Origin of the sequence: Pseudomonas sp. 7SR1, assembly GCF_900156465.1 — a bacterium.
Lineage (GTDB): Bacteria > Pseudomonadota > Gammaproteobacteria > Pseudomonadales > Pseudomonadaceae > Aquipseudomonas.
In genome coordinates, this window is record NZ_LT707064.1 from 1,995,084 (window position 1) to 2,016,218 (window position 21,135).

19 protein-coding genes and 1 riboswitch are annotated in these 21,135 nt (G+C 61.9%); of the genes, 9 read left to right on the top strand and 10 right to left on the bottom strand.

Translation table 11 applies throughout. The features are described 5' to 3' along the window. Window positions 1-500 precede the first annotated feature (500 nt). Together BW992_RS09045 and BW992_RS09050 are read left to right on the top strand one after the other, a co-directional pair. The gene (locus BW992_RS09045) at window positions 501-1,052 is read left to right on the top strand and encodes a cytochrome b (protein ID WP_072390108.1); all 552 of its coding nucleotides are present in this window, start codon (window positions 501-503) and stop codon (window positions 1,050-1,052) included. Window positions 1,053-1,084: 32 nt separating this feature from the next. Further along, window positions 1,085-1,681, top strand: a complete 597-nt coding sequence (locus BW992_RS09050) for a YceI family protein (RefSeq protein WP_072390105.1) — start codon at window positions 1,085-1,087, stop codon at window positions 1,679-1,681. Between the two features lie 65 nt (window positions 1,682-1,746). On the opposite strand, the gene BW992_RS09055 is transcribed toward BW992_RS09050, so the two are convergent. The 4 genes from BW992_RS09055 to ahcY form a co-directional block, all read right to left on the bottom strand. Then, a complete protein-coding gene (locus BW992_RS09055; protein WP_072390102.1) occupies window positions 1,747-3,600 on the bottom strand; it encodes a DEAD/DEAH box helicase in 1,854 nt (617 codons plus the stop codon). Window positions 3,601-3,864: 264 nt separating this feature from the next. Next, on the bottom strand, window positions 3,865-4,641 hold the full coding sequence (locus BW992_RS09060; RefSeq protein WP_072390099.1) for a substrate-binding periplasmic protein: 777 nt from the start codon (window positions 4,639-4,641) through the stop codon (window positions 3,865-3,867). A 153-nt stretch (window positions 4,642-4,794) separates the two neighbouring features. Further along, the gene (gene metF, locus BW992_RS09065) at window positions 4,795-5,640 is read right to left on the bottom strand and encodes a methylenetetrahydrofolate reductase [NAD(P)H] (protein ID WP_072390096.1); all 846 of its coding nucleotides are present in this window, start codon (window positions 5,638-5,640) and stop codon (window positions 4,795-4,797) included. A gap of 185 nt (window positions 5,641-5,825) precedes the next feature. Continuing rightward, the gene (gene ahcY / locus BW992_RS09070) at window positions 5,826-7,235 is read right to left on the bottom strand and encodes an adenosylhomocysteinase (protein ID WP_072390093.1); all 1,410 of its coding nucleotides are present in this window, start codon (window positions 7,233-7,235) and stop codon (window positions 5,826-5,828) included. 23 nt (window positions 7,236-7,258) lie between these two features. After that, a riboswitch (S-adenosyl-L-homocysteine riboswitch) is annotated at window positions 7,259-7,366 on the bottom strand. 191 nt (window positions 7,367-7,557) lie between these two features. Here ahcY and BW992_RS09075 point away from each other — a divergent pair. Both BW992_RS09075 and BW992_RS09080 read left to right on the top strand, forming a co-directional pair. Next, on the top strand, window positions 7,558-7,959 hold the full coding sequence (locus BW992_RS09075) for an acyl-CoA thioesterase (protein ID WP_003206420.1): 402 nt from the start codon (window positions 7,558-7,560) through the stop codon (window positions 7,957-7,959). A gap of 99 nt (window positions 7,960-8,058) precedes the next feature. Continuing rightward, window positions 8,059-8,940, top strand: coding sequence for a formate/nitrite transporter family protein (locus tag BW992_RS09080; protein WP_072390090.1), 882 nt, complete (start codon window positions 8,059-8,061; stop codon window positions 8,938-8,940). On the opposite strand, the gene BW992_RS09085 is transcribed toward BW992_RS09080, so the two are convergent. Next, a complete protein-coding gene (locus tag BW992_RS09085) occupies window positions 8,891-10,060 on the bottom strand; it encodes an MFS transporter (protein ID WP_072390087.1) in 1,170 nt (389 codons plus the stop codon). The two genes, BW992_RS09080 and BW992_RS09085, sit on opposite strands and share 50 nt — an antisense overlap. A gap of 237 nt (window positions 10,061-10,297) precedes the next feature. Between BW992_RS09085 and BW992_RS09090 the strand changes: the two genes are divergently transcribed. After that, entirely contained in the window at window positions 10,298-11,131 is an 834-nt protein-coding gene (locus BW992_RS09090; protein ID WP_072430878.1) for an EamA family transporter, read from the top strand. Between the two features lie 51 nt (window positions 11,132-11,182). Beyond that, a complete protein-coding gene (locus BW992_RS09095; protein ID WP_072390081.1) occupies window positions 11,183-11,566 on the top strand; it encodes an MAPEG family protein in 384 nt (127 codons plus the stop codon). Window positions 11,567-11,689: 123 nt separating this feature from the next. Here the strand turns inward: BW992_RS09095 and mltA are convergent, their stop codons facing one another. Then, complete coding sequence (gene mltA / locus BW992_RS09100; protein ID WP_072390078.1) at window positions 11,690-12,874, bottom strand: murein transglycosylase A; 1,185 nt, start codon at window positions 12,872-12,874, stop codon at window positions 11,690-11,692. Between the two features lie 123 nt (window positions 12,875-12,997). On the opposite strand from mltA, the gene BW992_RS09105 reads away from it, so the two are divergent. After that, window positions 12,998-13,447, top strand: a complete 450-nt coding sequence (locus BW992_RS09105; protein WP_072390075.1) for a c-type cytochrome — start codon at window positions 12,998-13,000, stop codon at window positions 13,445-13,447. 10 nt (window positions 13,448-13,457) lie between these two features. Here BW992_RS09105 and BW992_RS09110 read toward each other — a convergent pair whose 3' ends face one another. Both BW992_RS09110 and ligB read right to left on the bottom strand, forming a co-directional pair. Next, window positions 13,458-13,850 (bottom strand): DUF1090 domain-containing protein, encoded by a 393-nt coding sequence (locus BW992_RS09110; protein ID WP_072390072.1) that lies wholly within the window; start codon window positions 13,848-13,850, stop codon window positions 13,458-13,460. 103 nt (window positions 13,851-13,953) lie between these two features. Further along, window positions 13,954-15,627 (bottom strand): NAD-dependent DNA ligase LigB, encoded by a 1,674-nt coding sequence (ligB, locus tag BW992_RS09115; RefSeq protein ID WP_076406039.1) that lies wholly within the window; start codon window positions 15,625-15,627, stop codon window positions 13,954-13,956. A gap of 189 nt (window positions 15,628-15,816) precedes the next feature. Between ligB and BW992_RS09120 the strand changes: the two genes are divergently transcribed. Next, window positions 15,817-16,437: a LysE family translocator gene (locus BW992_RS09120; protein ID WP_072430876.1), complete on the top strand. Its 621-nt coding sequence runs from the start codon at window positions 15,817-15,819 to the stop codon at window positions 16,435-16,437. Window positions 16,438-16,565: 128 nt separating this feature from the next. Here the strand turns inward: BW992_RS09120 and metK are convergent, their stop codons facing one another. Together metK and BW992_RS09130 are read right to left on the bottom strand one after the other, a co-directional pair. Beyond that, a complete protein-coding gene (metK, locus tag BW992_RS09125; RefSeq protein ID WP_072390063.1) occupies window positions 16,566-17,756 on the bottom strand; it encodes a methionine adenosyltransferase in 1,191 nt (396 codons plus the stop codon). Window positions 17,757-17,775: 19 nt separating this feature from the next. Beyond that, window positions 17,776-18,771: an ArsR/SmtB family transcription factor gene (locus tag BW992_RS09130; protein WP_072390060.1), complete on the bottom strand. Its 996-nt coding sequence runs from the start codon at window positions 18,769-18,771 to the stop codon at window positions 17,776-17,778. A gap of 258 nt (window positions 18,772-19,029) precedes the next feature. Here BW992_RS09130 and tkt point away from each other — a divergent pair, with 258 nt between their 5' ends. Continuing rightward, complete coding sequence (gene tkt / locus BW992_RS09135) at window positions 19,030-21,027, top strand: transketolase (protein WP_076406041.1); 1,998 nt, start codon at window positions 19,030-19,032, stop codon at window positions 21,025-21,027. Window positions 21,028-21,135: the final 108 nt, after the last annotated feature.

The following is a 21,135-nucleotide window of genomic DNA, read 5'->3' on the forward strand; positions in this document are numbered from 1 at the left end:
CCAGACTACAGCCTCGCCATCCTTGAGGACTAAGTTTCCATCAGTTTGCAATACCAGTCGAAATCGTCCGTTAGGTGATTGAAGGTATTGTCCCGCTGACATGGTTTGATTGGGAGGCAGTATGGGAGAACCGTCCCCTCTAAATGGAGTATAAGGAACTGCCATGTGATTCACCTTGTTAAATGAATGTCGAGCACTCATTTAATCAAAGATAGAAAATTGAAAGGGAGTACATATATATTACAGGGCCAATAACCGGGATGGTGGTTACGGCTCAGTGCGGTTCCTTACGGGAAGCTTGCAAGCGATGCGGTCCGTTTCACAGCCTGATGGTTGCTGGCCCCTCTCGACATCGTGCACCGTATTTGGCGTTAATCTTTCCTTAACCCACCTTACCCAGACTCATGATCGTATTTCTCGATATTTCAAAGCAAAAATTTCCGCTTTAAATCGATAGATAACTCGTTAGTCTTGGTGACAGTTCTTACAGGATATGAGCAATGCAGCTACGCAACTCTTCTTCTCGCTATGGCTGGGTCAGCATCGTCATGCACTGGGGTGTAGCGCTGGTGGTGTACGGATTGTTCGCCCTGGGGCTGTGGATGGTTGGACTGGACTACTACAGCAGCTGGCGTAAAGACGCACCGGACCTGCACAAGAGCATTGGGCTGGTGCTGCTGGCGGTGATGCTGCTGCGGGTGGTCTGGCGTTTTGTCAGCCCACCGCCACCGACCCTGGACACCTATGGGCGCATGACCCGTATTGGTGCAAAGCTCGGTCATAGTGCCCTGTATCTCGGGTTGTTTGCCGTGATGTTTGCCGGTTACCTGATTTCCACCGCAGACGGTGTCGGGATTCCGGTGTTTGGTTTGTTTGAAGTTCCCGCGCTGGTGTCCGGACTGCCCGATCAGGCAGACGTCGCCGGCCAGATCCACCTGTACCTGGCATGGGCGCTGGTAATTTTTTCCGGCCTCCATGCGTTGGCAGCATTGAAGCACCACTTTATCGACCGTGACGCGACCCTCAAGCGCATGCTGGGACGCCAAGCCTGATGTTCAACCTCGACTCCAAAGGAATAGAAAGCATGTTGAAAAAGACGCTCGCCGCCCTGGCAATCGGTTCCGCTCTGCTGACCGCCGGTCAGGCCATGGCTGCCGACTACGTGGTCGACAAGGAAGGCCAGCACGCCTTCGTCGACTTCAAGATCAGCCACCTGGGCTATAGCTACATCACCGGTACCTTCAAGGATATCGACGGCAAGTTCAGCTTCGACGCCGCCAAGCCTGAAGACAGCAAGATCGAGTTCAACGTCCGCACCGCCAGCGTGTTCACCAATCACGCCGAGCGTGACAAGCATATCGCCAGTGGCGATTTCCTCAATGTGAGCAAGTTCGGCGATGCCAAGTTCGTCTCCACCAGCGTCAAGCCCACCGGCAAGAACGCCGATGGCAAGCAAACCGCTGACGTTGCCGGCGACCTGACCCTGCTGGGCGTGACCAAGCCGATCGTGGTCAAGGCCACGTTCCTGGGTGAAGGCAAGGATCCTTGGGGTGGCTACCGTGCCGGATTCGAAGGCACCACCAGCATCAAGCGTTCCGACTTCGGCAAGCAGAAGGACCTGGGTCCATCTTCCGATGTGGTCGAGCTGTACGTGACGTTCGAAGGTGTCAAGGCGAAGTAAGATTCGCATGCGATAAAAAAGCCCCTGATCTCGCGATCAGGGGCTTTTTTTCGGCCTGGGAAAACTCAGCGATTGCGGGTCAGCAACGCAGGTTTTTCGCCCCGTGGGCGGCTTGGCAACTGGTCCAGCTGTTCAGGCGTCGGGAAGCGATCGAGCTTCGATTCCTTGTGCATGATTTTCGGCTGGTTGCTGCGAGGGTTCTGCACGGCAGGTTCCTGGCGGGCCTGGTCATCGCGGGCCGGGCGGCGCGGGCGGGAGTCTTCGCGACGGGCCTGACCATCACGGGAACCGCCGCTACGTGGGCCGCTGCGCTTGCCCGACGGGTTGCCGCTGGAAGGGCCGCTGCCATTGCGCGGACCGTTCTGGCGGCCCTGGGACTGGCCGCGTGGGGCGCCTGCGCCAGCGCCTTGGGCCGGTGCGCCCGGACGGCGACCGCGACCCTGGGCCGGTTTCTGCTGAGGCACGTAGTCGACGCGGTTGCCGAAGTTATCGATTTCGTCGTCCAGGAACTCGTCCGGGGCACGATCGGCAGCGGCGCGAGGAACCTGGCGCTGCGGCTCACGGGCCGGGGTGCCTTCGCGAGGCTTCTGCTCGCGGGCCGGACGTTCGCCACGACCATTGCTGGCCGGTTTTTCCTTGCCCTTGTCCTTGCCTTTATCCTTGCGACCGCCACCGCCGCCATTCGGGCCGTCGCCCCGCGGGCCGCGTGGATTGCGTGGGTTGCGTACGTCAGGACGCTCGCGCACTTCAGGCTTCTCGGCCTCGATGGTGCTGGCATCGAAGCCCATCAGATCACCATCAGGGATCTTCTGCTTGGTCATGCGCTCGATGCTCTTGAGCAGCTTCTCTTCGTCCGGGGCGACCAGCGAAATCGCTTCGCCCGAACGACCGGCCCGGCCGGTACGACCGATACGGTGCACATAGTCTTCATCGACGTTCGGCAGCTCGAAGTTGACCACGTGGGGCAACTGGTCGATGTCCAGGCCGCGGGCGGCGATGTCGGTGGCAACGAGGATGCGTACTTCGCCGGCCTTGAAGTCGGCCAGGGCCTTGGTGCGGGCGTTCTGGCTCTTGTTGCCGTGGATCGCCACGGCGGGCAGGCCGTGCTTGTCCAGGTACTCGGCCAGGCGGTTGGCGCCGTGCTTGGTGCGGGTGAACACCAGGACCTGTTCCCACGCCCCCGTGGTGATCAGGTGTGCCAGCAGCGCACGCTTGTGGCTGGCGGGCAGGCGGAACACCCGTTGCTCGATACGCTCGACCGTAGTGTTCGGCGGCGTGACTTCGATGCGCTCCGGGTTGTGCAGCAGTTTGCCGGCCAGGTCGGTGATGTCCTTGGAGAACGTCGCCGAAAACAGCAGGTTCTGGCGCTTGGCGGGCAGGCGGGCCAGGACTTTCTTCACGTCATGGACAAAGCCCATGTCGAGCATCCGGTCGGCTTCGTCCAGTACCAGGATCTCGACGTGGGACAGGTCGACGCTGCCCTGGCCAGCCAGGTCCAGGAGGCGGCCGGGGCAGGCCACCAGTACGTCGACGCCACGGGCCATGGCCTGGACCTGAGGGTTCATGCCGACGCCGCCGAAAATGCAGGCGCTGACGAATTTCAGGTCGCGAGCGTAGATCTTGAAGCTCTCGTGCACCTGGGCGGCCAGTTCGCGGGTTGGGGTCAGGACCAGTACACGCGGTTGGCGCGGACCGTGACGCTGGGATTTGTCTGGGTGACCGTTGGGAAATAGCCGCTCCAGGATCGGAAGGGCGAAACCGCCAGTCTTACCAGTACCTGTCTGTGCTGCGACCATCAGGTCGCGACCTTGCAACACGGCGGGGATGGCCCGCTGTTGCACCGGGGTAGGCTGGGTGTAGCCGGCGGCCTCGATGGCGCGGACTAAAGCCTCGGAGAGACCGAGGGAAGCAAAGGACATGAGCAATCCTGTATTAGTGAGGGCCTGGCCCAAGGGATGTCTTGCCTGGCGCGAATGACGTTCAACAAGAAGACGTCATCCCGTCCGGTCCTGCCGGGTCTGGAAGACAGCTCCGGACAAGGCTCGCGCGGGCTGGAAGCTGCGCTGTAGCGGTGTCGGGATGCCTTTCGCAAGACCGGGCGTCCGGGCGTGAGCCTGGCGGGAAGGGGCGAGTATAACAGAGCAATCGCCGTGCGTTGCTTTCCTGCTGCTCAACGGCTGATTTCAGCGTCGCACCGGTTGTGGCGGTGCGGCCTGGGGCGCAAGGGCGGTGTCATAACGGGCGCTCAGCTCGGCGTAGCCCGGTTCGCGCTTGAAGCGCTTGAGCTCGGCACTGAAGCGTTGCACCAGTAAATCCATCCCGGCCTTGCGGCGCACCGCCAGGTATTGGCTCTGGCGGCTCACCACGGTCGGGTTTTCGCTGATCTGGTCACCCAGTTGCATCTGCTTGAGCAGGTGGCGGCCCACTCGACGGTCAGTAATGAGCAGGTCGATCCGGCCCAGCTGCAACTTGCCGAAATTGGCTTCGTGGGTGGGCGCCGTTTCACGCCTGAACTGGGTCGACTCCCGGAAGGCCTGGCTGTAGAGATAGCCGGGAGAGGTGCCGACAGTGAGGCCGTTCAGGTCATCGAGCGTGCGAAACGGATGGGGCCGGGCGTTGGCATGGAATATCACGAATTCGACTTCCGACAACGGTTCACTGGGGTATAGCAGAAGGGCATCGCGTTCGTCGCTGCGAAAGATGTCCAGCGCACCATCGGCCAGCCCCTGCTCCAGCATCGCCAGGCAGCGTTTCCAGGGAAGGAGCTGCCATTCGACATCGATCCCCAGCCGCTTGAACACGATGGCGGTGGTTTCGTAGTCCAGGCCCATGAGCTTGCCACCTTCCTCATAGACATAAGGCGCCCAGGGCTCGGTGACAATGCGCAACTTCTCGGCCCGGACAGCCAGGCTCAGGCAGGAGAGAAAGAGGACGGTCAGCAGCTGGGCAATGACGGGCATGGCCTGAGGTTACGACGAGTGCCTATCAAATAGCTAGAGCGCTCTGGCACGAGGGTTGGGCTTTCGTTCAGGACAGGTCGTGGGCGTTGGAAGTCATCGGATGAAAAAGGCCCTAGTGTTCACCAGGGCCTGTCACAGCGCCACTTCGTCGTATCAACGCGGCAGCTTGAGGTTGTTCCAGATGGCGAGGCTGGGCTCGGCCTGGTTCAGGGTGTAGAAGTGCAGCCCCGGCGCCCCGCCTTGCAGCAGACGCTCGCACATTTGCGTGATGACTTCCTCGCCGAAGCTTTGGATGCTCGAAGAGTCGTCGCCGTAGGCTTCCAGTTGCTTGCGAATCCAGCGTGGGATTTCCGCACCGCATGCGTCGGAGAAACGCGCCAGCTTGCTGTAGTTGGTGATAGGCATGATTCCCGGTACGACAGGAATATCCACGCCCAGTCTGCGCACGCGCTCGACGAAGTAGAAGTAGCTGTCGGCGTTGAAGAAATACTGGGTGATGGCACTGTTGGCGCCGGCGTTAGCCTTGCGCACGAAGTTGAGCAGATCGTCTTCGAAATTGCGTGCCTGTGGATGCATCTCCGGATAGGCAGCCACTTCGATGTGGAAGTGATCGCCGGTTTCTTCACGGATGAAGCTCACCAGGTCGTTGGCATGGCGCAGTTCGCCGCTGGCCATGCCCATGCCCGAGGGCAGGTCACCGCGCAGGGCGACGATACGCTCGATGCCGGCAGCCTTGTACTGGGTCAACAGGCTGCGCAAGTCATCCTTGCTGTCACCAACGCAGGACAGGTGGGGGGCGGCGGGGATTTTGACTTCGCTTTCGAGCTGCAACACGGTGTTCAGGGTGCGGTCGCGGGTCGAGCCGCCGGCGCCATAGGTGCAGGAGAAGAAGTCGGGGTTGTAGCTGGCCAGCTGGCGCGCAGTGGCGATCAGTTTTTCATGCCCAGCATCGGTCTTCGTCGGGAAGAACTCGAAGCTGTAGCGACGTTCTTGGGACATGGTCGGGCTCCCAGCGACAAGCTGCAAGCGACAAGCTGCAAGAGGGCGGGGCGCCGTATTCTTGTGCTTTGGACTTGCAGCTCATGGCTGCGTAATAGCGATGAAGAAGTAAGCTCCAAGCCCCCAGTCGCAAGTAAACACACCGCTCTTACTTGCCGTTTGGGACTTGAAGCTTGCAGCTGCTGTCAGTACCTGTAAGCGTGCGGCTTGAACGGGCCTTCGACGGTGACGCCGATGTAGTCAGCCTGTTGCTTGGTCAGCTTGGTGACCACGCCGCCGAAACCGCGGACCATTTCCAGGGCCACTTCTTCGTCGAGTTTCTTGGGCAGCACTTCCACGGTCAGGCGTTCGGCTTTCTGGGCCGGCGGCAGGTCGGCGTACTTCTGGCCGAACAGGAAGATCTGGGCCAGGACCTGGTTGGCGAACGAGCCGTCCATGATGCGGCTTGGGTGGCCGGTGGCGTTGCCCAGGTTGACCAGGCGGCCTTCGGCCAGCAGGATCAGGTAGTCGTCGTTCTGCGGATCGAAGCTACCGGCGCCGGTGCGATGAACCTTGTGCACCTGTGGCTTCACTTCTTCCCATGCCCAGTTCTTGCGCATGAAGGCGGTGTCGATTTCATTGTCGAAGTGGCCGATGTTGCAGACCACGGCGCGCTTCTTCAGGGCCTTGAGCATGTTGGCGTCGCAGACGTTGACGTTGCCGGTGGTGGTCACGATCAGGTCGATCTTGCCCAGCAGTGCCTTGTCGATGCTGGCCTCGGTGCCATCGTTGTTGCCGTCGATGAATGGCGAGACCACTTCGAAACCGTCCATGCAGGCTTGCATGGCGCAGATCGGGTCCACTTCGGACACCTTGACGATCATGCCTTCCTGGCGCAGGGACTGGGCCGAACCCTTGCCCACGTCACCGTAGCCGATCACCAGGGCCTGCTTGCCCGACAGCAAGTGGTCGGTGCCGCGCTTGATGGCGTCGTTCAGGCTGTGACGGCAGCCGTACTTGTTGTCGTTCTTGCTCTTGGTCACCGAGTCGTTGACGTTGATGGCCGGGATCTTCAGCTCGCCCTTGGCCAGCATGTCCAGCAGGCGGTGCACGCCGGTGGTGGTTTCCTCGGTCACGCCATGGACCTTGTCCAGTACGGCTGGGTATTTCTTGTGCAGCAGCTCGGTCAGGTCGCCGCCGTCGTCGAGAACCATGTTGGTGTCCCATGGCTGGCCATCCTTGAGGATGGTCTGCTCCAGGCACCATTCATATTCCTGCTCGGTCTCGCCTTTCCAGGCGAACACCGGGATACCGGCTGCGGCGATGGCGGCAGCGGCCTGGTCCTGGGTCGAGAAGATGTTGCAGGACGACCAGCGCACTTCGGCACCCAGGGCTACCAGGGTTTCGATCAGCACGGCGGTCTGGATGGTCATGTGGATGCAGCCGAGGATCTTCGCGCCCTTGAGCGGCTGTTCGCCGGCATACTTGCGACGCAGGCCCATCAGGGCTGGCATTTCGGATTCGGCGATGATGATTTCGCGACGACCCCAGGCGGCCAGGGACATATCGGCGACTTTGTAATCGGTAAAAGCTGCAGGCGTGATGACAGCGCTCATGAAGAGCCTCCATTCGTAATGTATGCGAATGGGCGCCGTTGTGCGTTTTAGTGTCTGCGCGGGGTGCTCCGTACAAACAACGCCCCATCCGAGCCTGACAGGTCGAGCCTGCTGCAGCGCCCCTCGGACAGGTGGCGGGAACGGCCCAGTGGGTGGGCCGGATAAAACGGGGCGATTATAACGGGCTAATCGGATCTTCCAAAGGGTTTCTGTCGGCAAATCGAAATTGCCGATGAGCGTCATTGAACCAGCGGCATAGAGCGCTGCCCGGCCAATCTGCCATGATGCGGGCATCCATCGGCCAGACACTCAAGGAGTGATCATGAATTTCCACACCCGCAAATGGGTCAAGCCCGAAGACCTCAATCCCAATGGCACGCTGTTCGGCGGCAGCCTGTTGCGCTGGATCGACGAAGAAGCGGCGATCTATGCCATCGTCCAGCTCGGCAACCAGCGTGTGGTGACCAAATACATCTCCGAGATCAATTTCGTCAGCGCCTCTCGCCAGGGCGACATCATCGAGCTGGGCATTACCGCCACCGAGTTCGGCCGCACCTCCATCACCCTGACCTGCGAAGTGCGCAACAAGATCACCCGCAAGAGCATCCTGACCGTCGAGAAGATGGTCTTCGTCAATCTCGGCGAAGATGGCTTGCCGGCGCCCCATGGCCGGACCGAGATCAAGTACGTCAAGGATCAGTTCAAGGATGCCGTTGTCGAGTGAGAGGGTGGCGGTTTCAAGTTCCGGGAACTTCAGTGCACCACTGAACAGCTCCGGACGCCGCGTGTCGTAGCTACATCACGCCACCGGTTCAGGAGCTGTATGGACACCCACGAAGAAGGCAAGACCCCTGACCTGTCGGCTCAGGAGCAACACGATGTGGACCGCAACCAGCCCCCGCGGGCGGCGGTGCTGCACGAAATCATCCGTACCCAGGGCAACCAGGAATTGGAGCGCAGTATTGCCGCGCTCTGGTGGTCGGCCCTGGCGGCGGGGTTGACCATGGGCCTGTCGTTGATGGCGATGGGGTTGCTCAACTCCCGGCTGCCGGACCACGAAGGTTTCAAGGTGATCGCCAGTCTCGGCTACTGCGCCGGTTTTCTCGCGGTCATTCTTGCGCGCCAGCAGCTTTTCACGGAAAACACCCTGACTGCCGTGCTGCCGATCATGAGCAAGCCCACCCTGGGCAATTTCGGCCGTTTGTTGCGGCTGTGGGGAGTGGTGCTGGTGGGCAACCTGTGCGGCACCCTGCTGGTGGCCTACGTGATGTTGCACCTGCCGATCTTCGACCGCCGCACCGACCTGGCTTTCCTGGAAATCGGCCGCAAGGTCATGGAAAACGACACGGGCCAGATGTTCGCCAAGGGCATCATTTCCGGGTGGATGATCGCCACCATGGTCTGGATGATCCCCTCCATGGAGAGCGCCAAGATGTGGATCATCATCCTCATCACCTACCTCATGGCGCTCGGGGACTTCACCCACATCGTCGTCGGCTCGGCCGAAGTGTCCTACCTGGTCTTCGCCGGCCAGTTGTCATGGGAGGACTTCTGGCTGGTGTTCGCCGCGCCGACCCTGGCGGGGAACATCATCGGCGGCAGTTGCATCTTCGCGCTGATCAGCCACGCACAGGTGCGCAGCGAGAGCGGCACGCCTAGTCGGCCGCGCCCAGCGGGACCTCCTGGCGACGCTGGCGATAAATGAAATACACCGCGGTCAGCACGGTCAATCCGCCGACCAGGGCGCCGGTCCACGGCAGGTCGGCCAGGTTGACCCCGCTGGCCACCACCAGGCCGCCGATCCACGCACCGGTGGCATTGCCGAGGTTGAACGCGCTCTGGTTCAGGGTCGAGCCGAGGTTCGGCGCTTCGTGGGCCTGATCGATGATCAGCAACTGCAGGATCGGGCACAGGGCGAAGGCGAAGATTCCCCACAGCACCAGCGTGATCGCCGCTGGAATCACCGATTGACTGGTCTGGCTGAATGCCGCCAGTACCAGCACCACGGCCAGGGCCATGCCCACCAGTGACGGCAGCAGGCGTCGGTCGGCCAGGCGCCCGCCAAGAAAACTGCCGGCGGTCAGGCCGACGCCGAACAACAGCAACATGATCGTGATGCCGTGGGGGCTGACGCCGGTGATGTCCTGCAGGATGGGCGCGATGTAGGTGAAGACGCTGAAGAGACTGGTGGACGCCAGCACGCTCATGCCCAGGGCGAGCAACACATTGGCCTTGCCCAGGACCTTGAACTCACTGGCCAGGTCGGCTTTCTCCATGGGAATTTCCTTGGGCAACCAGGCCCATTGGGCAATGGCGGCGATCACTCCGATCACCGATACCGCCCAGAACGTCGAACGCCAGCCGGCGTATTGTCCCAACGCCGTGCCCAGCGGGACGCCGAGTACATTGGCCAGGGTCAGGCCGGTGAACATCATCGCAATGGCCTGGGCCCGCTTGTTCGGCGCCACCAACCCGGCCGCCACCACGGAGCCGATGCCGAAAAAGGCGCCGTGGCATAACGCAGTGATGACCCGCGCGGCCATCAGCGTCAGGTAGTTCGGGGCCAGGGCGCAGAGCACGTTGCCCAGGATGAACATCAGCGTCATGCCCAGCAGCGTGGCCTTGCGCGGCATGTTGGCGGTGCCCACCGCGAGCACGGGCGCGCCGAACACGACGCCCAGGGCATAGCCTGTAATCAGCAGTCCGGCCTGGGGAATGCTCACGGCCAGGTCGCGGGCGACATCGGGAAGCAGCCCCATGATGACGAATTCGGTGGTGCCGATGCCGAAAGCGGCAACGGCCAGGGCAAGCAAGGCGAGTGGCATGCGCAAGGTCTCTGTCTGTAGTCTTGACGCTGTGATCAGGCATACGCACGCCGATGCCTTTCAAGGAAGCGGGCAACAGCGAATTTTATTGGAATTGATTTATGCGCAACTGAGTGCGGCGTGGTCGCTTGCAGTATAAACGTCAGCCGGCGGATCGCGAAAAATTCATCAGCCTCAAGGGGTGCAGGCGTTGCCTGGGCAGCGCCCGCTGGAGCGGGGCAGGAAAAGGAGTATGCCGTGCTTGCAACGGCCTTGGTGTTGGTGGCTGCGCTGCTGCATGCGGCGTGGAATACATTGATCAAATTCAGTGGCGAACGTCTGCTGGTGGTGGCTTGCATGGACAGCGTGGCCTTGCTGTTCGCGGCGCTGGCCCTGGGTTTCGTGGCGCTGCCACCGATGGAAATCTGGCCATGGATCCTGGCATCGGCGGCGTTCGAGCTGTTGTATCGCTATTTGCTGATCCAGGCTTACCGGGTCGGTGACCTCGGGTTGGTCTACCCCTTGATGCGCGGCCTGTCGCCCTTGGTGGTGCTGGCCCTGACGCTGATCTTTGCCGGGGAGGTACTGACGACCCGGCAGGTCCTCGGCATCCTGTTGATTCCGTTTGGCATGCTGTGCCTGTTATGGCAAGGCGGGGGCGGCGAACGATTGCCCTGGTCGATGTTGCCAGTGGTGGCGCTGATCGGGCTGTGCATCGGTTGCTACACCTACATCGACGGCCAGGCCCTGCGGCGCTGGTCCCACCCGTTGGATTACCTGGTCTGGATCACGTTGTTCTGTGCCTGGCCGTTTCCGTTGCTGGCCTGGGTGAGCAAGCGCCCAGCGTTCATGCTGTTCTGGCGCCAACAATGGCGGCTGGGCCTGGCAGTCGGATTCTGCGTATTGTTCAGCTACGCTCTGGTGCTATGGGCCATGCAACTGGGGTCGATCGCCGAAGCGGCGGCGCTGCGGGAGATCAGCGTGATCCTGGTGGTGCTGTTCGGCATGCGCTACCTGAAAGAACCTTTCGGCCGGCCACGGCTCTTAGCCTGCGGGCTGGTGCTGATCGGCATGCTGGTGATGAAATTCTGACCAGCCCCCGAATTCACGATTCTCGATAAAACTCAAAGAAGGAACTGCCTCATGACGGTTGCCCTGTGGTGTATTTTGATTGCTTTTCTCCTGCCTTACCTATGTGTCGGCATCGCCAAGGCCGGCGGGAAATACCGGTTGCGGGATAATCACGATCCGCGGGACTTTCTCGACTCGCTCGAAGGCGCACCGCGGCGCGCCTACGCCGCACAACTGAACAGCTTTGAAATCTCCCCGTTCTTTGCCGCCGCGGTGATTGTTGCGCACCTGGCCGGCAATGCCGAGCTGGTCACCATCAACGTCCTGGCCGTGCTGTTCATCACCAGTCGCCTGCTCTACATCATCTGCTACCTGGCGGACTGGGCGATCCTGCGTTCGCTGGTGTGGTTCGTGGGGGTGGGGCTGGTGGCGAGCTTCTTCTTCGTTTCCATCTGAGCCTGGCGGTTGGGTCATTGCCGACCCCATCGCGGGCTGGCTCGTCCTGCATCGGGTCTGGCTCTGCAAGAGATCAGTTGCGGGAGCTAGCCTGTTAGCGATGGGGTGGGGCAATCACCCCCCTTAGGGGTTGGTGGTCACCGCATTCGCCACCTGTGGCACTTGCGGCAATGCCATGCCCTTGGGCCAGAGCATCCAGATCTGGCCTTGTTGCTTCATGTCTCCGGCCAGTTGCCCTGCGGCCTCGCCCGTGCCCCAGAACAGGTCCGCACGGACTTCGCCGGCGATGGCGCCGCCGGTGTCCTGGGCGGCGACGGGTCGATGCAGCGGGCTGCCATCAGGGCGTGTGGTGGAAAGCCATAACAGACTGCCCAACGGAATCACCTTGCGATCCACCGCCACGCTGTAGCCCGCAGTCAGGGGCACATTCAGCGAGCCGCGCGGGCCTTCGTTGCTGTCTGGGTTGCGGTTGAAGAATACGTAGCTCGGGTTGCTGGCCAGCAACTCGGGTATCCGGGTCGGGTGTGCCTTGGCCCAGGCGCTGATGCTGCCCATGGTCACGTCTTCTTTCTTCAACTCGCCCTGTTCCACCAGCCAGCGTCCGATGGGGCGGTAAGGATGACCGTTCTGGTCGGCATAGCCGATGCGCAGCAGGCGACCGTCATCGAGCCGGATGCGGCCCGAGCCCTGGATTTGCAGGAACTGGAGGTTCATCGGGTCCGTCAGCCAGGCGATCACCGGTGCCTTCACCCCATTGGTTTCGATGGTGGCCGCGTCGTCATAGGGCTTGAGCACCCGACCTTCGAGGCGACCGCGCAGGCGTTTGCCCTTGAGTTCGGGATAGATACTGTCCAGCGACACGATGATCATGTCTTCAGGCACGCCGTACACCGGCACGTTGGCAACGGCGGTCCGGGTCAGGCTGCCCGGGTAGACCGGCTCGTAGTAACCGGTGATCAGGCCGTTGGGGCTGTTGTCCCCGGAGCGCAAGCCGTAGACCTCCAAATTCTGCTTCAGGAAGTTGCGCACATCGGAGGCGGCCTGCGGCACGTTGGCCGCCGCCGCGCAGGTCGAACCCCAGGTCGCATCGGCCTTGAGCCGGGTGCACGCGCTGCGCCAGGCGCCAAAACCGGCCAGCAGGTCTTCATCGGAGACCGCCGGCAAGGCTTCCCAAGGTGCGCTGACATAGGTGGCGAGCGCGTGGGTCTTGGGCTCCTCGGTCTTTTCGCCGGGGTTGCAACCACTCAGCAGGGCAATCAGAGAGAGGGGCAACGCCAGGCTTTTGTGCCAGGTCTTGAAGCGGTTCATGAGATTTCCTTCGCGGGTCGTATGCGTGCCAGGGCGTGCGCACAACCCTCGTTGTGAATAGGGCTATTGGTCTTTGCCGGCGACACGAGGATACTGGCTGCCGTTTCCTGACCCGAGGCCAAGATGTTTGCAAAACGTTTTTTCATGGCAGTGCTGGCTTGCCTGACGTTGTCCGCCTGCGGCGGTGTCGACCCCAATTCTCCCTTGGGCCAGCGCAAGGCGATCTTCAAGCAGATGCTCAAGACCAATGAAGAGCTGGGCGGCATGTTGCGCGGTCGCATCCCGTTCGATGGGGCGCGTTTCGCCGAAGGCGCGGTGCAACTGGACCAACTGTCCCGCGAGCCGTGGAAACATTTCCCGCAGGTGCGGGAGGAGGACCACACCAGCGCCCGGGATGAGGTCTGGCAAAAACAGGCGCGCTTCCAGGAGCTGGCGCGCAGCCTCGAGGCGGCCACCGCTGAGTTGGTGACTGCCAGCAAGGTCCAGCCTTACAGGGCCAGCTACCTCGGGCCGGCGGTGCAGAAGGTCGAAGACGCCTGCAGTGCCTGTCATAAAGAGTTTCGGGACTACTGAGAACGGTTGCTTATTTATCCAGCTCCTCCACGGCTTCCTGCAATTCCTTGCGGGAGGCCGCCAACTTGTCCTTGCGCTTGTTGATCCGCTCCGGGTCGCCTTTTTTCATGGCCTTTTCCAGGTCGGCCTGACGCTGGCTGACTTCGTGCTTGGCTTCAAGCACTTTGTTCTCACGTTCCTTGCGCAAGGAAGCGTCGGTGCAATGGGTGGTGACTTCGTTCAGCGCCGTTTCGAGGCCGGCCTGCTGCTCCTGGTTGCCCCGGGACTTGGCCAGTTCGATCTGATTGATGATGCCTTGACGCTTGGCCGCGCAGCCGGTGAGTTCCGGTGCCTGCTCGTCCGCCCAAAGAGGGGCGGTCATGAGGCTGCATAAGGCCAGCAGGACGGGGGGCAGGAAATTCATAGCAACTCCAAAAAAGGCAAATCCGTAAAAAACTCGCAAGCCAGCGGTGCAGCTGCGCTGTTGGAACGCATGCCAGCCCCTTGGGTTCAACCGCGCGGCCTGATCAGAAACCGTCGATCCCGGCAGCACGCAATATCTCGCTTAACGCCAGCACGTGCGGGTCGCGGAAAAAAGCGCTCAGTTGCGCGGCGCGCCCCGGCCCGATACCGGCCTCGGCTTGCCATTGTCCGGTGTCTCGTTCGGCCAGCACCTGCCAAGGGCCCTCCAGCCGGGCCCCGCCAGCAGGTGGCAGGCCCAGGGCCTTGAGCCACTGCTCGAAAGGACGTTGTCTGGCACTGTGCAGGCCGGCGAGCAGGCGGTCGCGGCTGCGTTCGCCGAAGCCGGACATGTTAGCAAGCTCGGCGGCATCGAGGGTCATCCAATCCAGCAATCCGTCGAGTCGGCCCGCGGCCAGGAGTTTTTCCCAAGTGCCAGGACCAACATGGGGCAGGGCGAGCCCATGTTTGCCGCTCAGCCAATTCAGGCGCGCGAGAAACTGGCTTTCGCAGCCGGGTGTCGGCTCCCAGCAACTGAGGAAGTGATAGTCGGCTGCCACCGGAGCATCGATGTCCTGCCGCACGATGCTGCGCAGCACGACGCTGTCGAGGCGAGGAATGGTCAGCCCGGCCAGGCTGATGGCGACCTGGTCGCCGGGGCGGATATCCATTTCTTCCCATTGCTTGAGGGAGCTGACACTCACCCGACGGATTCGTCGATCGTCAAGCATGACGGGCTCGAGCTCAAGAACCGGGGTGATACGTCCGGTCCGACCGACGTTGAAGCGGACCTTGCGCACCCCGGCCAGGGCCTGGGCGTAGGGGTATTTCCAGGCCACGCTCCAGAAAGGCGCCCTGGCTTGCCAGCGGTTGGCCGGTGGGCGGCGGCTCTGGCGCAGGACGATGCCATCGCTGACGAACGGCAATGGTGTGCGATACCAGTGGTCGCGCCAATGTTCGACATCGGCCAGCGCCTGGACCGGCTGGTTGTAGTCGACGGTGTCAGCGAAGCCCAGTTCCTTCAGCATGGCCGTCCGCTCGGGCAAGGTCTGCGGCCCTGCCGGCCATTCCCAGACAAACAGGCCGATGTCTGCGGCTTCCTGTGCGGTCAGGTTGCTGCGGGCCACCAGGCCCGACACGGTGGCGCGGGCGTTGAGGCTACCGCTGCTGGCCTGGACATGCTCGCCCAGGCGCCAGTACAACTCGCCCTGCACCAGCAGGTCCACAGGTTGGCGCAGCTGTCGTGGAATGGCGCCGATCTTGCGCGCGTTCGCAGTCCAGTCCTGCCCCTTAATGCCATCCCCACGGCTGATTGCCCGATGCAGGCGCCCCTCGCGGTAGACCAGGGTCACCGCCACGCCATCGACTTTCGGTTGCACCCAGACGTCCTGGCGGCCATTGAGCCAGGCCTGTACGGCCGAGGCGTCCTTGAGCTTCTCCAGGCCTGTATGAATGACTGGATGCGGTACTTTCCCGCGAGCCGTGCGCAACGGATTGGCTGGCGCAGGAAGGTCGAGGCAGTTGCGCCATTGCTCCAGTTGCGCGCGGGACTGGTCGTAAAGCTCATCGGCCACCGGCGACCGGCCGAGGCGGTGGTAGCTGTCGTCCCAGGCGTCGATCTGGCGTTGCCGGGCGGCGATTTCCGCCTGGGTTCGTTCGGCCGGCCAGTCGGGACAGGGCGCTGCATTAACGGAGGCGGCTACGAACAGGGAATAAACGAGTACATGAAATAACGCTGGCATCGAAGCATCCTTGCTTGGTTGGGTCTTTCAAGGCTAGCCACGCTCGCGCAAGCTGCGAGGCCTGGAGCGTTACCGAGCGTTGCGGCGGCGGTACAGTGTGGTGCGATCTGGCTGTGCAACTGTCCCTTGAACCCAGCCTGGGCCGGGGCACAATGGTGCTTCGATCCGCCCAGCCAGGAGTGCCCCTCGATGGACCTGACGACACTCGCCGTTTTCATTCCGGCCTGCTTCGCGCTGAACATGGCACCCGGGCCCAATAACCTGTTATCCATCAGCAACGCCTCGCGTTATGGCTTTGTCCGGGCGTGCAGCGGAGGCATCGGTCGACTGGTGGCATTTGCAATCATGATCGCCCTGGCAGCGGTGGGGCTCACCGCCGTGCTGCATACCTCGGAAGTGCTGTTCCTGGGAATCAAGCTTGTCGGTGCCGGTTATCTGTTCTACCTCGCTGTGCAGTTATGGCGTGCTCAGCCTGAGGCCGGTAGCGAAGCGGCGATCACGACGATCAGCATGACCAGCCTGGCACGCCAGGAATTCCTGGTGGCGATCGGTAATCCGAAGGCGATCCTGTTGTTTACCGCGTTCCTGCCGCAGTTCGTCGACAGGGCGGGCACCGTTACCCAACAGTTCGCGGTGCTGGGCGGTTTGTTCCTGGCGCTGGAGTGCATTGCCATCGGGTTGTATTGCTACATGGGCATCCATGCGCGGCGGCTGTTCGCCCAGCCCAGTGGCAAGCGTCTGTTCAATCGGATGTGTGCGGGGCTGCTGGCCGGTGCGGCGTCGTTTTTGCTGGTGGCACGCAGGACTTAGATCACCTGAGGGCCCTATTTGGGCCGGGGACTTGTCCCTCGCCACAGGAACGGCGCCTGACTTTGATTTTTTGATGAAAAAGCCCCTGGCGACCGGATCGCCAGGGGCTTTTTCATGACTGCGGGGTGTTACAGGCCGGCAGCGGCGCGCAGAGCGTCGGCGCGGTCGGTCTTTTCCCAGGTGAAGGTGGTGAAGGTATCGCCATCGACTGTCTTGGTCTGCGGCGTGCGGCCGAAGTGACCGTAGGCCGCAGTCTCCTGGTACATCGGATGCAGCAGGTCGAGCATGGTGGTGATGGCGTATGGACGAAGGTCGAACACTTCGCGTACCAGCTTGATGATCTTGTCGTCGCCGATCTTGCCGGTGCCGAAGGTGTTCAACGAGATCGAAGTCGGCTGGGCGACGCCGATGGCGTACGACACCTGGATCTCGCAGCGCTCGGCCAGGCCGGCGGCCACGATGTTCTTGGCCACGTAGCGACCGGCATAGGCGGCAGAGCGGTCAACCTTCGAAGGATCCTTGCCGGAGAACGCGCCGCCACCGTGACGGGCCATGCCGCCGTAGCTGTCGACGATGATCTTGCGACCAGTCAGGCCGCAGTCGCCCACCGGGCCACCGATGATGAAGTTGCCGGTCGGGTTGATGTGGAACTGGGTGTCCTTGTTCAGCAGCTCGGCAGGCACTACGTGCTTGACGATCAGTTCCATCACGCCTTCGCGCAGGTCTTTGTAGGAGACTTCCGGGTTGTGCTGGGTCGACAGCACGATGGCGTCGATGCCGACCACCTTGCCATTTTCGTAGCGGCACGTGACCTGAGACTTGGCATCCGGACGCAGCCATGGCAGCAGGCCGGACTTGCGTGCCTCGGCCTGGCGTTGCACCAATTGGTGCGAGAACGTGATCGGGGCGGGCATCAGCACGTCGGTTTCGTTGCTGGCGTAGCCGAACATCAGGCCCTGGTCGCCGGCACCCTGGTCTTCCGGCTTGCTGCGGTCCACGCCCTGGGCGATGTCCACCGACTGCTTGCCGATGATGTTCATCACGCCGCAGGTCGCGCCGTCGAAGCCGACCTCGGAGCTGTTGTAGCCGATGCCCAGGATGACGTCGCGAACGATCTGTTCCAGGTCGACCCAGGCCGAGGTGGTGACTTCGCCAGCGATGATCGCCACGCCCGTTTTCACCAGAGTCTCGCACGCCACGCGGGCGAACTTGTCTTCAGCAATGATGGCGTCCAGCACCGCATCAGAAATCTGGTCGGCGATTTTGTCCGGATGCCCTTCAGACACGGACTCGGAGGTGAAAAGGGAGTATTCGCTCATCTCGATGTTTTCCTACAAGTTACCGATGGTGAGTGTCACCAGCCGGCCGCTGAAAATGGCGGACCTGGATCTGGAAACCATTTCGTAAGCCTACATAGAGGCTTTCCCCGGGCACGAGGCCCGCAGTGGTGGCCCAACGGGCCAGGTCGTCCTGTTCGAACCCCAGCCAGAGATCACCGCAGGCCTCCCTGGCCCAGCTCTGGTTGTGGCTGCATAACTCTGTCACCAGCAGGCTGCCGCCTGGTTGCAGCAGGCCGGCCATGTGCTTGAGGGCATCGGCCGGCGCGGCGAAATGATGAAGTACCATGTTCAATACGACGCAATCGGCCTGCAGGTTCACACCATTCAAGGCATCGGCCAATTGCAGGCTGACATTAGTCAGGGTTTCGCGCTCGCATACCTGGCGAGCCAGCTCGAGCATGGCCGGGCTGTTGTCCAGCGCCGTGACCTGGCTGAAGCGTCTTGCCAGTTCCGGCAGGAAGGCGCCATCGCCAGGACCCACCTCGATGGCGGTGGCGTCGGGCGCAAAGCTAAGTTTGTCCAGCAGCGCCAAGACACTTTCACGGTATTGCGGCAATCCTGCGATCAGGTCCTGCTGGGCGCGAAATTTCTCCGCGACCCGGGCAAAAAAATCCTGGCTGGCGGCGGCCCGTTGCCCATGGACCTGGGCAATGCGGGCCTGCACGTCCGTCGGCAGGCTCAGCTCGTCCACTTCTTCCAGCAATGCCGCGTGCAGCTTGCCACCCAGAAGGTCGGTGTGGGGCAGGGCGCGACGGTAGAAAATTGCATTGCCTTCACGGCGGGTCGCCACCAGGTCGGCCTGGGCGAGGACCTTGAGGTGATGGCTCATGCCGGACTGGCCGATGCCGAAGATCTGTGCCAGCTCCAGCACGCCGAACGAATCGTTGGCCAGGGCGCGCAACACATTGAGGCGCAATGGGTCGCCACCGGCCTTGCAAAGGGCCGCCAGTTCATCGCTATCGTTATGCTGAAGGGAAGGCGCACGTAAGTTCATAGGGCGGCAGTCTAGACAGGGGGTTATGTCATCGCAAGTTCAATATCAAAAAGTTTTGATATTGAACGATAAATGGCACTTCCCGGAGCGCGCCCGACTCTACAGCTCATCAGCGGAAAGGTTTCACCTGGCGAAAGCGACTTTATCCACCGGAAAAACCGCTCTGGATGACTATCTGTCATTGCCCCCGGGCGGGTGGGTGAGGGAAAATGCTCGCCTTTTTTCAGTTTCGTCTATTCAAAACCCAGGAGATCAGCGATGCCCAGCCGTCGTGAGCGTGCCAATGCCATTCGTGCCCTCAGCATGGATGCCGTGCAAAAAGCCAACAGCGGCCATCCAGGTGCCCCGATGGGCATGGCGGATATCGCCGAGGTGCTGTGGCGCGACTACCTCAAGCACAATCCGTGCAATCCGTCCTTCGCCGACCGCGACCGCTTCGTGCTGTCCAACGGTCACGGTTCGATGTTGATCTACTCGCTGCTGCACCTGACCGGTTACGACCTGTCGATCGATGACCTGAAGAACTTCCGCCAGTTACACAGCCGCACCCCGGGCCATCCGGAATACGGCTACACCCCGGGCGTCGAAACGACCACCGGCCCGTTGGGCCAGGGCCTCGCCAACGCGGTGGGTTTTGCCCTCGCCGAAAAAGTTCTGGCGGCCCAGTTCAACCGTCCTGGCCATAACGTGGTCGATCACCATACCTACGTATTCCTGGGCGATGGCTGCATGATGGAAGGTATTTCCCATGAAGTCGCCTCCCTGGCCGGCACCCTGGGCCTGGACAAGCTGATCGCTTTCTACGATGACAATGGCATTTCCATCGACGGCGAAGTCGAGGGCTGGTTTACCGACGACACCCCCAAGCGCTTCGAAGCCTATAACTGGCTGGTGATCCGCAACGTCGACGGCCATGACCCGGAAGAAATCAAGACCGCCATCGAGACCGCTCGCAAGAGCGCCCAGCCGACCCTGATCTGCTGCAAGACCACCATCGGTTTCGGCTCCCCCAACAAGCAAGGCAAGGAAGACTGCCACGGGGCCCCGCTGGGCGCCGAGGAAATCGCCCTGACCCGCGCCGCGTTGAAGTGGGAGCACGGTCCGTTCGAAATCCCTGCCGACATCTATGCCGAATGGGACGCCAAGGAAAAAGGTCGTGCGCTCGAAGCCGATTGGGATCAGCGTTTCGCTGCCTATTCCGCCGAGTTCCCTGCGCTGGCCAATGAACTGGTCCGTCGCCTCAGTGGCGAGCTGCCAGCCGACTTCGCCGAAAAGGCCTCGGCCTATATCGCCGAAGTCGCAGCCAAGGGCGAAACCATCGCCAGCCGCAAGGCCAGCCAGAACACCCTCAATGCCTTCGGCCCGTTGTTGCCCGAGCTGCTGGGCGGTTCGGCCGACCTGGCCGGTTCCAACCTGACCCTGTGGAAAGGCTGCAAGGGCGTCAGTGCCGAAGATGCCAGTGGCAACTACATGTACTACGGCGTGCGTGAGTTCGGCATGAGCGCCATCATGAACGGCGTAGCCCTGCATGGCGGCCTGGTGCCTTATGGCGCGACCTTCCTGATGTTCATGGAGTACGCCCGCAACGCCGTGCGCATGTCGGCGCTGATGAAAAAGCGCGTGCTCTATGTGTTCACCCACGACTCCATCGGCCTGGGCGAAGACGGCCCGACTCACCAGCCGATCGAGCAACTGGCCAGCCTGCGCTGCACTCCGAACCTCGATACCTGGCGCCCATGCGATGCCGTGGAGTCGGCGGTGGCCTGGAAATACGCCATCGAGCGCAACGACGGCCCGTCGGCCTTGATCTTCTCCCGTCAGAACCTGCAGCACCAGGCCCGTGAAGCTGGCCAGATCGACGACATTTCCCGTGGCGGCTATGTGCTCAAGGACTGCATCGGTGAGCCCGAGCTGATTCTGATTGCCACCGGTTCCGAAGTCGGCCTGGCCGTCCAGGCCTACGACAAGCTGACCGCCCAAGGCCGCAACGTGCGTGTGGTGTCCATGCCATGCACCAGCGTGTTCGATGCCCAGGACGCCGGCTACAAGCAGTCGGTATTGCCACTGCAGGTCAGCGCCCGGATCGCCATCGAGGCCGCTCACGCCGATTACTGGTACAAGTACGTTGGCCTGGAAGGCCGCGTGATCGGCATGACCACCTACGGTGAATCGGCACCTGCCGCAGCCTTGTTCGAAGAGTTCGGTTTTACCCTGGAGAACATCCTGGGTCAGGCTGAAGAGCTGCTGGAAGACTGATCCGCAAACAGGTTGTCTGTTCTGACGCCATCGCGAGCAAGCTCGCTCCCACAAGGGTTTTCACCGATCCTGTAGGAGCGAGCTTGCTCGCGATAGCGGTGGCCCAGA

What these genes read in the sequence shown, in the direction of transcription:
- BW992_RS09050 (WP_072390105.1), top strand. Translation starts at nt 1,085, where the DNA reads ATGTTGAAAAAGACGCTCGCCGCCCTGGCAATCGGTTCCGCTCTGCTG.
- ahcY (WP_072390093.1), bottom strand. Translation starts at nt 7,235, where the DNA reads ATGAGCGCTGTCATCACGCCTGCAGCTTTTACCGATTACAAAGTCGCC.
- BW992_RS09045 (WP_072390108.1), top strand. Translation starts at nt 501, where the DNA reads ATGCAGCTACGCAACTCTTCTTCTCGCTATGGCTGGGTCAGCATCGTC.
- mltA (WP_072390078.1), bottom strand. Translation starts at nt 12,874, where the DNA reads ATGAACCGCTTCAAGACCTGGCACAAAAGCCTGGCGTTGCCCCTCTCT.
- BW992_RS09060 (WP_072390099.1), bottom strand. Translation starts at nt 4,641, where the DNA reads ATGCCCGTCATTGCCCAGCTGCTGACCGTCCTCTTTCTCTCCTGCCTG.
- BW992_RS09105 (WP_072390075.1), top strand. Translation starts at nt 12,998, where the DNA reads ATGTTTGCAAAACGTTTTTTCATGGCAGTGCTGGCTTGCCTGACGTTG.
- BW992_RS09075 (WP_003206420.1), top strand. Translation starts at nt 7,558, where the DNA reads ATGAATTTCCACACCCGCAAATGGGTCAAGCCCGAAGACCTCAATCCC.
- tkt (WP_076406041.1), top strand. Translation starts at nt 19,030, where the DNA reads ATGCCCAGCCGTCGTGAGCGTGCCAATGCCATTCGTGCCCTCAGCATG.
- BW992_RS09130 (WP_072390060.1), bottom strand. Translation starts at nt 18,771, where the DNA reads ATGAACTTACGTGCGCCTTCCCTTCAGCATAACGATAGCGATGAACTG.
- BW992_RS09120 (WP_072430876.1), top strand. Translation starts at nt 15,817, where the DNA reads ATGGACCTGACGACACTCGCCGTTTTCATTCCGGCCTGCTTCGCGCTG.
- BW992_RS09095 (WP_072390081.1), top strand. Translation starts at nt 11,183, where the DNA reads ATGACGGTTGCCCTGTGGTGTATTTTGATTGCTTTTCTCCTGCCTTAC.
- metF (WP_072390096.1), bottom strand. Translation starts at nt 5,640, where the DNA reads ATGTCCCAAGAACGTCGCTACAGCTTCGAGTTCTTCCCGACGAAGACC.
- BW992_RS09080 (WP_072390090.1), top strand. Translation starts at nt 8,059, where the DNA reads ATGGACACCCACGAAGAAGGCAAGACCCCTGACCTGTCGGCTCAGGAG.
- BW992_RS09085 (WP_072390087.1), bottom strand. Translation starts at nt 10,060, where the DNA reads ATGCCACTCGCCTTGCTTGCCCTGGCCGTTGCCGCTTTCGGCATCGGC.
- metK (WP_072390063.1), bottom strand. Translation starts at nt 17,756, where the DNA reads ATGAGCGAATACTCCCTTTTCACCTCCGAGTCCGTGTCTGAAGGGCAT.
- BW992_RS09055 (WP_072390102.1), bottom strand. Translation starts at nt 3,600, where the DNA reads ATGTCCTTTGCTTCCCTCGGTCTCTCCGAGGCTTTAGTCCGCGCCATC.
- ligB (WP_076406039.1), bottom strand. Translation starts at nt 15,627, where the DNA reads ATGCCAGCGTTATTTCATGTACTCGTTTATTCCCTGTTCGTAGCCGCC.
- BW992_RS09110 (WP_072390072.1), bottom strand. Translation starts at nt 13,850, where the DNA reads ATGAATTTCCTGCCCCCCGTCCTGCTGGCCTTATGCAGCCTCATGACC.